Genomic DNA, 14,107 nt, shown 5'->3' with positions numbered 1-14,107 from the left:
GGGAGGCGGCCGGAAGGCGAACCGGCCGCCGGTTGCTTACGCTTGCGCGGGCGTGGCCTTCGCGCGGAACAGTTGTTTCAGGCCCGAGAACAGCGGTGCTTTCACGGTGCCCGGCGCGCGGCCGAAGCTCTCGGTGATGCGGTCGAGAATGATCGCGAGCAGCACGACCGACAGACCGCTTTCGAAGCCGAGGCCGATGTCGAGGCGCTGGATACTTGCGAGCACGTCGTTGCCGAGGCCGCCCGCGCCGACCATCGACGCGATGATCACCATCGACAGCGCCATCATGATCGTCTGGTTCACGCCCTGCATGATCGACGGCAGCGCGTTCGGGAACTGGACCTTGTACAGCAGCTGCCACGGCGTGCAACCGAATGCCTGGCCGGCTTCGACGATCTCGCGATTCACGTGACGGATGCCGAGGCTCGTCAGGCGCACGGCCGGCGGCATCGCGAAGATCACCGTCGACAGGATCCCCGGCACGCGGCCGAGACCGAACAGCATCGCGGCCGGAATCAGGTACACGAACGCCGGCATCGTCTGCATCAGGTCGAGGATCGGACGCACGATCGCGGCGACCCACTTGCTCTTCGCCGCCCAGATGCCGAGCGGAATGCCGAGCACGAGGCTGATGATCGTCGACGACAGCGTCAGGCCGAGCGTGATGACCGTCTGGTCCCAGAAGCCCGTCGCGAAGATCAGCAGCAGCGACGCGGTGGTGAACAGTGCGAAGCGCCAGCCCACGCGCCACAGACCGACACCGATGAAGATCGCCATCATCAGCCACATCGGGATCGCCTGCAGGCTGTGCTCGACGAATGCGGCGAGGCCCTCGATCGCGCGGCCGATCGCATCGAACGTCTTCGCGTCGTGGTCGAGCAGGTAGTGAACGGACTGGTCGACCCAGCTACCGAGCGGAATCATTTCAGACATGGGAGCCTCGCGAACGCGTGATGGCCTTCAGGATGAGTGCGCGGTCGACCGAGCCGCAGTAGCAGCCGTCGTCGTCGACGACGGGCAGCGCATTCGGGCTCGCGACGACGCGTGCGACGACATGTTCGAGCGACGCATCGCGCCGGATGCTCTCGATCGGCCGCACGGACGGCGTGTCCTGACCGATCGCGTCGCGCGTGACGAAGCCGCGGATCTTGCGGGCGGCGTCGAGCACGAACGCGTATTCGGCACTGCCGTTCAGCGTCGCCGCGACGTTCGCGGCATCGCACTTCGACATGGTCGGCACGGCGCCCGTCTGCATCAGGTCGCCGGCCGTCAGATAGCGGCTCGTGTCGATGCCGTCGAAGAACGCGCGCACGTAGTCGTCGGCCGGATTCGCGATGATGTCCTGCGGCGTGCCGACCTGCACGAGGCGGCCGCCTTCCATGATCGCGATGCGGTTGCCGATGCGCAGCGCCTCTTCCAGATCGTGCGACACGAACATGATCGTGCGGCGCTGTTCCTTCTGCAGTTGCAGCAGCACGTCCTGCATTTCGCGGCGCTTGAGCGGATCGAGTGCGGAGAACGCCTCGTCCATGATCATCAGCGACGGGTTCACGGCCAGCGCGCGGGCCAGGCCGACGCGCTGCTGCATGCCGCCCGACAGCTCGGACGGCAGCTTGTGCGAGAACGGTGCGAGGCCGACCTGCTCGAGCACCTCCATCGCACGGCGTTCGCGTTCCTTCTTGCCGACGCCTGCGACCTCGAGGCCGAACGCGGCATTCGACACCACGCTGCGATGCGGCATCAGCGCGAACGACTGAAACACCATGCTCATGTCCTTGCGGCGCAGCGCGGTCAGCGCGGAGCGGCGTGCCGACGCGACGTCGAGCCCGTCGATCAGCACCTTGCCGGCGCTTGGATCGACCAGCCGGTTCACGAGGCGGATCAGCGTGGATTTGCCGGAGCCGGACAGGCCCATCAGCACGAATATTTCGCCTTCCTGCACGTCGAACGATACGTTGTGCACACCGACGACCTGACCGGTACGCTTGAGCACATCGTCTTTCGTCGCGCCGGCAGCGAGCATGTCGAGCGCCTGCTGCGGGTTGCTTCCAAATACCTTGCACAGACCTTCGACCACGACCTTGGGGGCATCCATCGAAACCTTCTCCTCGTGTAGCGGGGACTCACGCGTGTCATAGCGTGCCTACATAGTTGCCAGAAAAAACCCCGACCTGCCGACGAATTACGACAAACGCTTGCGCAAATACGACACACCCGGCAGCCCCGCCACGCGGGGCACAGCGCCCGGCGGCACTCGATTGCGGCAGCGCAATACGCGCTCAGCCAATAACGGCGGGCATCCCGGGCGCGGCTTGTGCGCAGCAGCGCGACGCGCGAACGGCGCCGTTTTGCGCCAACCCGTGGAAGCCGCGCGTCGCTTTGCGACAATTCCACGTCCGATCGGACGGCGTCGCCCGTCCTCTTCGTGCGAAAAGAATGATCGTACGAAAACCCGCATCGCGAACGTGCGACAGGCACGTTTCGCCGCCCGCCCGCAACCCAGAAAATCCCCCATGGCCATTGTGATACATTGCCGGCAATCGCACTGATCGCGACGTCGCCGCGCGCCTTGGGCGTGGCGCCGCGCCGACGGCGTGCGCATGCCGGTTCGCCTGCCGGCCATACTGAAACAGCCTCGATCGGGCCGTGCGCCGATCGAAGGACGATAACGAAATGAGAGAGGGAGCAAGGCGATGAATTGGGCTTTTGCCGCAATCGGTTTCATCGTGGGCGGTATCGCCGCATTGTTCGGGGATTTCTCCGCCGCCAGCGGCACGCTGCTCGGCGCGGCGGCGGGGTTCTGCATCGGTCACGCGCTCCAGCAACGCAAGCGCAAGAGCGGCGACGCGCTACCCGACGCGTTCGCGATTTACGCCAATCCCGCGACACCGCAGCCCGCTCCCGTGCCGCTCGCCGATCGCGTCGCGCGCCTCGAAGCGACGGTCGACGCGCTCACGCGCGAGCTTGACGTATTGCGCGGTCAGCTCGCGGGCGCGAAGGCCGGTGCCGCCACGGCCGGCGTCGCCGCGCAAACGCCACCGGCGACGCCCGCCTCGGTCACGCCTGCATCCCCCTCGATGCCGCCGCGGCCGTCCGTGCAGCCGGCCGTCGCGCGCGCCGACGCGCCGCCGTCGACGTCCATCCCGGCCCCCGCACCGGCCGTCGCCACGCGGACGAGCGAAGCGACCGCCGCTGCCGGCGCGCCCGCGAATCCGCCCGCGACGACTTCACCATCCACCCCGCCCGCCCCGCCGACACCCCGCGAACCTGGCATCGCCGAACGCGCGTTCCGCGCCGCGCGCGACTGGTTGCTCGGCGGCAATACGGTCGTGCGCGTGGGCATCATCGTGCTGTTCTTCGGCGTCGCGTTCCTGCTCAAGTACGCGGCCGACAACAACCTGCTGCCGATCGAATTCCGCCTCGCCGGCACGGCTCTCGCCGCGGCCGCGCTGCTCGCGATCGGCTGGCGCGTGCGTGCGCGCCGCGCGGCATACGGCCTCGTGCTGCAGGGCGGCGGCATCGGCATCCTGTACCTGACGATCTTCGCCGCGACCAAGCTCTACGCGCTGCTGCCGGTCGGCGCCGCGTTCCCGCTGATGGTCGCGGTGTGCGCGCTGAGCGCGTTCCTCGCGGTGAAGCAGAACGCGCTGCCGCTTGCATTCATGGGCAGCGCGGGCGGCTTCCTCGCGCCGGTGCTGCTGTCGACCGGCCACGGCAGCCATGTCGCGCTGTTCAGCTACTACGCATTGCTGAATGCGGGCATCTTCGCGATCGCATGGTTCAAGGCGTGGCGTCCGCTGAACCTGCTCGGCTTCGTGTTCACGTTCACGATCGGCTCCGCGTGGGGCGTGACGGCATACCGCCCCGCGCTGTTCGCGACCACCGAGCCGTTCCTGATCCTGTTCTTCCTGATGTACGTCGGCATCGCGCTGCTGTACGCGGTGAAACGCGAGCTGGCGCTGCGCCACTACGTGGACGGCACGCTCGTGTTCGGCACCCCGATCGTCGCCACGGCGTTGCAGGCATCGCTCGTGAAGGGCATGCCGTTCGGGCTCGCGTGGAGTGCGGTCGCGCTGTCGGCGTTCTACGTCGCGGTCGCCGCATGGCTCGCGCGGCGCCGCGATCGTCTCGCGCTGCTGTTCGAGGCGATGCTCGCGCTGGCGGTGATCTTCGCGACGCTCGCGGTGCCGCTCGCATTTTCGGGCCCGACGACGAGTGCCGCGTGGGCGATCGAAGGCGCGGCGATCGTGTGGGTCGGCGTGCGCGAGAAACGCCTTGCGCCGTTCGGCTTCGGCCTGCTGATGCAGATCGCCGCGGCCGGCGCATTCTTCACGAGCCTGCTCGGGCCGACCGACACGAACGCGCTGCCGGTGCTCAACAGCCCGTACATCGCAATGCTGCTGATCGCGCTCGCAGGGCTGTTCACGGGCTGGTGGCTGCACGGGCGCGACGAAGCGCGCGCGTGGCACGCATGGATGCCGGACGTCGGCGCGGCTGCCGCGGCCTGGGGGCTGCTGTGGTGGCTGAGCAGCGGGCTGCACGAGATCCTCGTCTATGCGAGCCGCCACGTCGATCTGCATGCGGACCGCTTCGTCGTCGACGCGACCGCGCTGTTCGCAGGCGGCACCGCATGGCTTGCACACGTCGTGCGCCGCAAGCTCGTCTGGCCGATCGCCGAATGGCCCGCACTCGCGCTGACGCCCGTGCTCGCGCTGCTCGCATTGCGCGCGTTCGATGCGCATGAGGCGCCACTGTCGGGCATGGGCGCGTTCGCGTGGCCGATCGCCGTCGTCGCAGGCTATGCGCTGCTGCTGCGTCAGTCGCGCGGCACGGCGGCGGCTGGTCAGGTCACGGGCGCGACGGGCACGTCGGGCACGTCGGGCACGTCGGCCGTGGCGGTCACCCCCACGCCGGTGATCGCGACGCTGCACACGCTGATGTTCTGGACGTTGTGCGGGCTGTTCTCGCTCGAAGGCTTCTGGCGCCTGCGCGCGTTCGTGCCCGAAGGCGCGTGGAGCTGGAGCGCGTGGGCCTACGGCTTCGGCGCGCTGCTTCTGCTGGTTTCGGGCCCCGGCTCCCGCCTGCGCTGGCCCGTCGCCGCGTTCCCGCGTGCGTATCAGGTGTGGGGCGCAGCGCCGCTCGCCGCGCTGCTGTGGCTGTGGAGCATCGCCAGCGTGACGAGCGACGGCGATGCGTCGCCGCTGTTCTGGCTGCCGCTGCTCAATCCGCTCGACGTCGCGCAACTGCTGATCTTCGTCGCGTTCGCCACCTGGCTGCGCCGCCTGAAGACGCTCGGTGTCGGCTGGCATCCACTCGCGGCCGACCTGGCGGCGCTCGCGACCGTGTTCCTGTGGTTCAACGCGCTGCTGCTGCGCACGCTGCATCACCGTTTCCACCTTGCCTACGACATCGACGCCGTGCTGTCGTCGTTCGGCATCCAGCAGGTGTTCATGGTCGGCTGGAGCCTGTTCGCGTTCGCCGGCATGTGGCTGACGCGCCGCGACGGCATCGCGCGCGTGTGCGCGCTCGCGTCCTTGCCGCTGATCGTCGTGATGTGGGCCTGGACCTTCTACGCGAACTTCACGCAGGACGGCGGCAGCTGGGCGCGCGTCCCGCTGCTCAATCCGCTCGACCTCGTGCTCGTGGTGGTCTATGCGCTCGCGGCGTCGTGGTTCGTGCGCGCGCGCAAGCTCGGCTGGTCGTTCGGCAACTACCGCGTCGAGCTGCTCGGCGCGGCCGGCGCGACGGCCTTCCTGTGGCTGAACGCGATCCTGCTGCGCACGCTCCATCACTGGACCGGCGTGCCGTACGCATTCGATGCAATGGCGGAATCGACGCTCGTGCAGGCGTCGGTTTCCGTGTACTGGACGCTCTGCGCGCTCGCGACGATGATCTGGGCCACGCGCCGCGGGTTGCGTCCGCTGTGGTTCGTCGGCGCCGCGCTGCTCGCGCTCACGGTGATCAAGCTGTTCCTGTTCGACTTGTCGCACGTCACCGGCATCGAACGCATCGTGTCGTTCATCGGCATCGGCATCCTGCTGCTGTTGATCGGCTATTTCTCGCCGCTGCCGCCGAAGGCCGCGGCCCAACGGGACGATCGCCAATCATGAAACGACTCGCAGCCCTGCTCGGCCTGAGCCTGCTGACGTCGTTCGCGGCGGCCGACGGCACGCCCGGCGCCGAACGCGTTGCCCAGCGCTTCTCGCTCGATCTCGACGGCAGCGCCGCGTATTACCAGCTCACCGTGCCGCAGGCCGTCTATGCGGCCAGCCGGCGCGACGATCTCGGCGACGTGCGCATCTTCAACGGCACCGGCGAGCCCGTGCCTTACTCGCTCGATGCGCCGGCGGCGGCGGCCGTGCCGCCGTCGCGCACGCCGGTGCACTGGTTCCCGTTGCCGCCGGCGCGCGCCGACGACGGGCCTGCGCCGCTCGGCGTGTCGGTTGCGCCGGACGGCTCGCTGCGCGCGGCCGTCACCGCGCCGGCGCGAGCGAAGCATGCGGCCGATCTCGTCGACCTGTCGCACGCGGACGGCGAGGTCGACGCACTGCTCGTGCACGTGAGCGACGACAGTTACCAGGGGCGTGTCGCGGTCGCGGCGAGCGACGATCTGCGCAGTTGGCGCTCGCTCGGCAGCACGCAACTGCTGAAGGTGGGGCGCGGCGGCGACATGTTGATGCAGGAACGCATCGCGCTCGAAGGCGCGGGGCCGCGCTACCTGCGGCTCGACTGGCTCGACGGCGCACCCACGATCGGGTCGATCGAGATCGAAACGCAACCGCACGATGCACGCACGGCGGACAGCGCGGCCGTGCCGCGCCAATGGCGCGAAGCCGTGCACGTGCGCGCCGGCAGCACGCCCGGCGAGTATCTGTTCGACACCGACGGCGCCTATCCGGTCGACCGCGTGCGCATCGACCTTCCACAACCAAATACAGTTGCGCGCGCAACGATACAGAGTCGCCCCGGCGCGCAGACGCCGTGGCGCGACGTTGCCGACGCGGTGCTGTTCCGGCTGCAGGGCAAGGGTGGCGAACAGCGCAACCCGCCGCTGGCGTTCGCGTCGAATCCGGATCGCGCATGGCGAATCGTCGTCGACATGCGCAACGGCGGTCTCGGCGGTGGCCAGCCTGCCGTCGCGGTCGGCTGGCATCCGGCCGCCCTGACCTTCGTCGCGCGCGGCACGCCGCCGTTCACGCTCGGCGTCGGCAATGCGTCGCTGCCGTCGTCGGCCGTGGGCCGCGATGCGCTGCTGGTCGGGATGGCGCCGGAAGTGCGGCCCGCGCGCGTCGGCGCGGCACTGCCGGTTTCGGCGGCCCCGCCGGAGCCGGCCGCCGATAAGGATGCGATCCGCCGTTACGTGCTGTGGGTGGCGTTGGTCGTTGCGGTCGGCGTGCTCGGCACGATCGCATGGCGCCTCGCGCGCGGCGGCGGCGACACGCACACACGCGACGATTGAGGCAGGCCACGCCGGCACGACGAATCAGGCCGCAGCCGCGCGCCGCGAGGCGTCGCAAGAAACATGTCGTGAACATCACGCGAGACCGAAGCGCAACGATGGCGCGATGGCGTGCATGCCCACGGGTTCGACGCCTTCGCCCAAGTGACCGGATTCACAGATCGTTGCGCCCGCAAGCAGTCCGTGACGCACACATCGGCGTCGACGCACGTCGGCACGCGCGAAACGTTGCCCGCGATGCACGAAGCCGGCGCGAGCGCGGCCGGCTCCTCGTTGACACGCCCCGTGACGCGCTCCAGACTCGCTGATCCTCCACAGCACCGCGAGCGCCCATGGTCACCTGCTTCCTTCGCTACGTCATCGATCCGTACAAACTCGAGCAGTTCGAAACCTACGGCAAGATGTGGATTCCGCTCGTCGAGCAATTCGGCGGCACGCACCACGGCTACTTCCTGCCTTCCGAAGGCGCCAGCAACATCGCGCTCGCGATGTTCTCGTTCCCGAGCCTCGCCGAATACGAGCGCTACCGCGAACGCTCGAAAACCGATCCCGCCTGCCAGGCCGCGTTCCGGTATGCGGAGGAAACGCGCTGCATCGTCAGCTACGAGCGCAGCTTTTTCCGGCCGATGTTCGCGTAACGCCGCATCACGCCCGCGCGTCGCCCCTCCTTTCCGGCGCCGGACGAAAAAAAGCCCCGCCTGCATCCGCGTGGCGGGGCCAACCCATGTCAGTAGAGACATCATGGAGGAGACGAGCCCATCTTATCGAGCGCGGCACGCCGTCCCAACCAAGCATTTCTGCTATCGATCTGCATCGCAGCGCGCACGCGCGACCCGTGTGCACGGCATATCGATAGAACGAAAAGTCGTTTTCAGAGTGGCGGCGGGGTCGTTACCATCTGGTTTTAAGCCTGTGCTTAGCCGGGCAAGCCATCCCCAAGGAGCGCCCCTTGACTGCATTCGATCAACACCGCCGCCCGTTCGTGGTCGGCATCGGCGGGACCACCCGAGCCGCGTCGTCGACCGAACGCGCGCTGTCGTTCGCGCTGCGCGGCGCGCAGGCCGCCGGCGCACGCACGCGACTGTTCGACGGCCCGTTCCTGCATACGCTGCCGCACTACGCCCCCGAACACAAGACGCTGACCGACGCGCAGCGAGAGCTGATCGACACCGTGCGCGAAGCCGACGCGATCATCATCGCGACGCCCGGCTATCACGGCGGCGTGTCCGGCCTCGTGAAGAACGCGCTCGACACGCTCGAGGAACTGCGCGCCGACGAGCGCCCGTACCTCGACGGCCGCGCGGTCGGCCTGATCGTCACGGCCTACGGCTGGCAGGCCGCCGGCACCGTGCTGACGTCGCTGCGGTCGATCGTCCACGCGCTGCGCGGCTGGCCGACCCCGTTCGGCGCCACCGTGAACACGCTCGAAACGCGCTTCGACAGCGCCGACAGCTGCTCGGATCCGAAGGTCGTCGCACAGCTCGAAACCGTCGGCTCGCAGGCAGCCGAATTCGCGCTCGCGTTCGCGTCGCATCGCGCGGCCACGCATGCCGCATCGGTCGACGCGCTCGCGCCCGTGCTGAAGATCGCCAACCACTAACCCCAGCCTCCCCGCCGCCCGCGCCCGGCCGACGACGTTCGCCGCGCGCGGGCGCGCGTGTCCGACGGCGCGGTGCGCATTGCGCCGTCGCCGCCTGCTTCATGCCGTCTCCCCGCGCCGATAACGATCCTGCCCGCCACGTGATTTGCATTGGCCGAAAGATTGGTTCACGCGCGCCGCGGGTTTTCGTACGCTGAAAGCCCGAACCTTCCATGCGCACGCCATGAACCGCACGATCCGCTACAAGGGCTACGAAGTCGCCCCCGCTGCCGCCCGGCTGCCGAACGGGCTGTTCGCCGCGAACCTGACGATCGAGAAGGCAAGCGGCGGTCCGTCGCCGCGCGCCGTGTCGTTCGACGCGATCGACTTCTTCTTCGAAGAGGAGCACGCGCTCGCGTATGCGTCCCGCTGGGGACGCCTCTGGATCGACACGCAAGCCTGAGCGCAGCGCACGGCAGCGCGGGCCGGCTCGAAAATACGCGATTACGAAAGCTATGCAAGAATCTTTCGACTCGTAATTGCATAACAACAGCCATGTCCGACACGCTGCAGGAAGACCACGCAGCGGCAGATCACGCCATGCGCAACTGGACCTTCGAGCTTCAGGGTCCGGTCAGGATCGGTTCCGATGCGCACAGGCAGATGTTCTGCCGCATGCTGCTCGATACGCACAATCCGTACAAACCGGCCGTCATCGACTGGCCGCCGCTCAAGCCCGACGAACTCAAGCGGCTCACGTCGCTGCCGATCTGGGACATCGCCGTGCAGACCGAAGGCCGCGCGTCGATCCGCGTCGCCACCTTCGCGGCGACCGTCGGCGATCCGCTGCTGCGCCGGGCGCTCGAGATGGACGGCGCCGAGGAGGCCCGGCACAAGGTCGTGCTGTCGAAGCTGGTGCAGGCATACGGCATCGCGCTCGCCCCCGAGCCGCCCTATCCGGCGCCGAACGACCCCGAGTGGTCGTGGATGGTGACCGGCTTCAGCGAGTGCATCGACAGCTTCTTCGCGTTCGGCCTGTTCCGCTCCGCGCAGCGCTCCGGCTATTTCCCGCCCGAACTCGTCGACACCTTCGAACCCGTGATCCAGGAGGAAGGCCGGCACATCCTGTTCTTCGTGAACTGGTATGCGTGGTACTGGCGGAGTTTGCCGTGGTGGCGCCGGCCGTGGTTCTTCGCACGGGTCGCGGCCGTGTGGGCGTTCCTGATCCGGGAACGCATCGGTATCGCGCGCGGGATCGACGCGGACGGCGTCGCGCACGATGCGAACTTTCCGGCGACGAGCACCGCCGACATCGGCGATGCACTCAACCCGCGCGAACTGATCGAACTGTGCCTCAGCGAGAACGACCGCCGGATGGCCGGGTACGACAAACGGCTGCTGCGCCCGATGTTCGTGCCGCGCATGGCGCGCCTCGCGCTGCGATTCCTGAAGAAATAAGGCCGCGGCCGCAGGTTGCAGGCGGCGTCTTGTCCGGGACGATGTACTGCGTCGCCCGGACCGGGCGGCACAACCTCGCCGTACGGCCACGACCGTGATCCGCACGGCGACATCCCCTTTCGGACGAAAACGAGCAACCCGCCAGCTCGCGTCTCTCGATTCGCGCGCGGCGTCACGCCAGCCAACGCGCACCCATCCACGCGAAAGCGCTCGTCCGACGCGCTTGCGCGTCGTCTTTCCTCCCGCCGAATGCCCATCCTGGCCAGCAGAATCGACTGACCGTGGCTCAAATCTGACGTTTCCTGCTCGCTGCTCCCAGCGTCCGCAACGTGCGCGTCTCCGACCGCCGTCGTGGACGATCCGGCTCGTCGTCCAATTCGCCTCCGAACCCATCACATGAAATTCGTCAATAGAGCAGATTCCAAACAGGAATCCCAATGGTCGGGTCAATGCGCCTGTAGCACTTTTTTACAACTTTGTGACGCTGGCCACCGGGGAAGGCCCGCCCCACGGGCCAGCACGGCCGGCGAAATGCGCAAACCAGCATAGCCGAACAACCCTTTCTTCATGCTTTTTTGATTTTTAAGAAAACCCGGCAAATGCAATTGAAAATCCGCTTTAAATCTCAAATTAACAAATTAACAAGGTCGCTCGATCGATCCGAGCTAGCGTTCCATCAAACATTACAATGCAGAAAGGCTAACGTTTGCCGCAAACGTTTGCTTTTTCATTTGTCTTACTTTTCGTGACATCCAATGTGCGGCACGGCACACAACGAACACGTATTCCATTGATTTTTATAGATTTTTTTAGCACCCCTCACACCCAGCAGCGCCCTTCACTCGACATTTCACTTATTTTCAAATCTCTTACAGTCCAATGCATCAAAACACGATGCATTAACCATCTTTTAACTTTCCGAACGCTCCATTTATCACTGTTTGTCAATCTCAAAATAGCGCCTCAAATAAACTCCGCCCATCAATTTTGAGATTCGCGCGAACGCACGGCAGATTCATCTAACGAAAGAGACCGGTGTGTGGCGTGCTTATTTGGAGGTAGTAGGACATGAACCGCACATACCGCTCGATCTGGAACGAAGCCCTCGGCGCCTGGGTCGCTGCATCCGAACATGATTCGGCACGGGGCAAGCCGAACAAGTCCGCCATCGTGGTCGCGGCCGCCGCCGTGCTCGCACTGGGCCTCCCCGCGCTCGCGGAGGCCAACACGCTCAACACGCAGCAGACCTGTTTCACGGGAAGCAGCGGCGCGGTCGGCCGCGTGAACCCGGGCGGCACGTCAAATCAGGCAGGGGACGGTTCGGGCACCTATTCGGTCGTCGCAGGCTGTAACTCCAACGGCAACCTTTTCACCGGCGTCACGGTATACGGCTCGTTTGCGCAAGCGACTGGCAACGGCGCCGTCGCGACCGGCATGCAATCCTCCGCAGCCCTGTGGGGTGTGGCGACAGGTCTCGAAACGACCGCCAGCGGCACCGGCTCCACCGCGCTCGGCTTCGGCTCGACCGCAAACGCGCTGAACTCGGTCGCAATCGGCGGCGCGGGCGGCAACGGCACGACGCCGCTGTCGCAGGCAAACTCGACCATCGCATCCGGTGCGGGTTCGATCGCGATCGGCAGCAACGCAACCAAGGGCGCGCAATCGGCCGCATCGGACGGCATCGCGATCGGCGGACAATCGTCCGTCGGATCGACCGCCACGTCGGGTATCGCCGTCGGTCGTGGCTCGACAGTCAATGGCGCCTTCGGTACCGCGATCGGTGATGGCGCCGTCTCCAGCGCCACCAACGCCCAGGCTTTCGGCACCAACGCCAACGCCAGCGTGGCGGGTTCGGTCGCACTCGGTTCCAATGCCGTCACGAACGGCACCGCGAACACGGCGACCGGCGGCACGGGTTCCGTCAGCAGCACGACGATCGGCAGCCAGACGTTCGGCACCTACGCCGGCGCGAGTTCCGCCGCCGGTGTGGTCAGCGTCGGCGCGGCCGGGGCGGAGCGGCGCATTCAGAACGTCGCCGCGGGTCTGGTCAGCGCGACCAGCACGGACGCGATCAACGGCAGCCAGCTTTATGCGGTCGCCAGTACGACGACGTCGAGCATTGCCAGCCTGTCCACGTCGACTTCGACGGGGATCAGCTCGCTGTCGACCGGGCTGAGCTCGACCAATAGTTCGGTGGCTTCGCTGTCGACTTCGGCGTCGACGGGTCTCTCGTCGGCGAATAGCTCGATTTCTTCGCTGTCCACCTCGACTTCGACCGGCATCAACTCGCTGTCCACGGGCCTCAGCTCGACCAACAGCTCGGTGACCTCACTGTCGACCTCCACGTCGACGGGTCTTTCGTCGGCGAACAGCTCGATCTCGTCGCTGTCCACCTCGACTTCGACCGGCATCAATTCGCTGTCGACCGGCCTCAGCTCGACCAACAGCTCGGTGACTTCGCTGTCGTCGTCCACGTCGACGGGTCTGTCGTCGGCGAATAGCTCGATCTCGTCGCTGTCCACCTCGACTTCGACCGGCATCAACTCGCTGTCGACCGGCCTCAGCTCGACCAACAGCTCGGTGACTTCGCTGTCGTCGTCCACGTCGACGGGTCTGTCGTCGGCGAATAGCTCGATCTCGTCGCTGTCCACCTCGACTTCGACCGGCATCAACTCGCTGTCGACCGGCCTCAGCTCGACCAACAGCTCGGTGACCTCGCTGTCGACCTCCACGTCGACGGGTCTGTCGTCGGCCACCAGCTCGATCAGCTCGCTGTCCACGTCGACCTCGACGGGCATCAACTCGTTGTCCACGGGCTTGAGCTCGACCAACAGTTCGGTGGCATCGCTCTCGACCTCCACGTCGACCGGCCTGAGCTCGACCAATAGCTCGGTCGCTTCGCTCTCGACTTCGACGTCGACCGGCCTGTCGTCGGTGACCAGCTCGATTACGTCGTTGTCGACCTCGGCGTCGACGGGCATCAACTCGCTGTCGACCGGCCTCAGCTCGACCAACAGCTCGGTTACGTCGCTGTCGACGTCCACGTCGACCGGCCTGTCGTCGGCAACCAGCTCGATCAGCTCGCTGTCCACGTCGACTTCTACGGGTATCAACTCGTTGTCCACGGGCTTGAGCTCGACCAACAGCTCGGTCGCGTCGCTGTCGACGTCCACGTCGACGGGTCTCTCGTCGGCGAATAGCTCGATTTCGTCGCTGTCCACGTCGACTTCGACGGGCATCAGCTCGCTGTCGACTGGCCTCAGCTCGACCAACAGCACGGTGACCTCGCTGTCGTCGTCCACGTCGACCGGTCTGTCGTCGGCTAATAGCGCAATTTCGTCGCTGTCCACGTCGACCTCGACGGGCATCAACTCGCTCTCGACCTCCACGTCGACCGGCCTCTCATCGGCGAACAGCTCGATCAGCTCGCTGTCCACCTCGACCTCGACGGGTATCAACTCGTTGTCGACGGGTCTGAGCTCGACCAACAGCTCGGTGGCGTCGCTCTCGACCTCGACCTCGACGGGTATCAGCTCGCTGTCCACCGGCCTCAGCACGGTCACGACCAAGACCGACAATCTCGGCAACAGCACCGCCGCAGCCCTCGGCGG

General features: G+C 66.7%; 8 protein-coding genes and 1 pseudogene. 7 read left to right on the top strand and 2 right to left on the bottom strand.

Translation table 11 applies throughout. The annotated features are described in order from the left end of the window. Positions 1-36 precede the first annotated feature (36 nt). Positions 37-933 (bottom strand): choline ABC transporter permease subunit, encoded by an 897-nt coding sequence (gene choW / locus WS49_RS24220; RefSeq protein WP_059534049.1) that lies wholly within the window; start codon positions 931-933, stop codon positions 37-39. Beyond that, positions 926-2,335 (bottom strand): annotated as a pseudogene (locus tag WS49_RS24215) (quaternary amine ABC transporter ATP-binding protein); the annotation flags it as partial. The gene choW and the pseudogene WS49_RS24215, both read right to left, overlap by 8 nt. 358 nt (positions 2,336-2,693) lie before the next feature. Between WS49_RS24215 and WS49_RS24210 the strand changes: the two are divergent. From WS49_RS24210 to WS49_RS34075, 7 genes are all read left to right on the top strand, one after another. After that, the gene (locus tag WS49_RS24210) at positions 2,694-6,110 is read left to right on the top strand and encodes a DUF2339 domain-containing protein (RefSeq protein ID WP_059534045.1); all 3,417 of its coding nucleotides are present in this window, start codon (positions 2,694-2,696) and stop codon (positions 6,108-6,110) included. Continuing rightward, positions 6,107-7,459 carry a DUF3999 domain-containing protein gene (locus WS49_RS24205; RefSeq protein ID WP_059534043.1) on the top strand — a complete coding sequence of 451 codons (1,353 nt, stop codon included), beginning with the start codon at positions 6,107-6,109 and terminating at the stop codon, positions 7,457-7,459. The genes WS49_RS24210 and WS49_RS24205 overlap by 4 nt, the downstream gene beginning before the upstream one ends. A gap of 332 nt (positions 7,460-7,791) precedes the next feature. After that, entirely contained in the window at positions 7,792-8,097 is a 306-nt protein-coding gene (locus tag WS49_RS24200; RefSeq protein WP_059534041.1) for an NIPSNAP family protein, read from the top strand. Positions 8,098-8,408: 311 nt separating this feature from the next. Continuing rightward, on the top strand, positions 8,409-9,059 hold the full coding sequence (locus WS49_RS24195; RefSeq protein WP_059534039.1) for an NADPH-dependent FMN reductase: 651 nt from the start codon (positions 8,409-8,411) through the stop codon (positions 9,057-9,059). A 223-nt stretch (positions 9,060-9,282) separates the two neighbouring features. After that, positions 9,283-9,501, top strand: a complete 219-nt coding sequence (locus tag WS49_RS24190) for a hypothetical protein (RefSeq protein WP_059534037.1) — start codon at positions 9,283-9,285, stop codon at positions 9,499-9,501. Positions 9,502-9,593: 92 nt separating this feature from the next. Next, the gene (locus WS49_RS24185; protein WP_059534035.1) at positions 9,594-10,496 is read left to right on the top strand and encodes a hypothetical protein; all 903 of its coding nucleotides are present in this window, start codon (positions 9,594-9,596) and stop codon (positions 10,494-10,496) included. Positions 10,497-11,564: 1,068 nt separating this feature from the next. Continuing rightward, on the top strand, positions 11,565-14,107 hold a 2,543-nt coding region (locus WS49_RS34075; protein ID WP_257130212.1), incomplete at its 3' end, for an ESPR-type extended signal peptide-containing protein.

This window comes from Burkholderia sp. RF7-non_BP4, from assembly GCF_001521935.1.
GTDB classification, from domain to species: Bacteria; Pseudomonadota; Gammaproteobacteria; order Burkholderiales; family Burkholderiaceae; genus Burkholderia; species Burkholderia diffusa.
The sequence above is the reverse complement of the archived record's forward strand: the minus strand, read 5'-3'. Positions and strand labels throughout refer to the sequence as shown.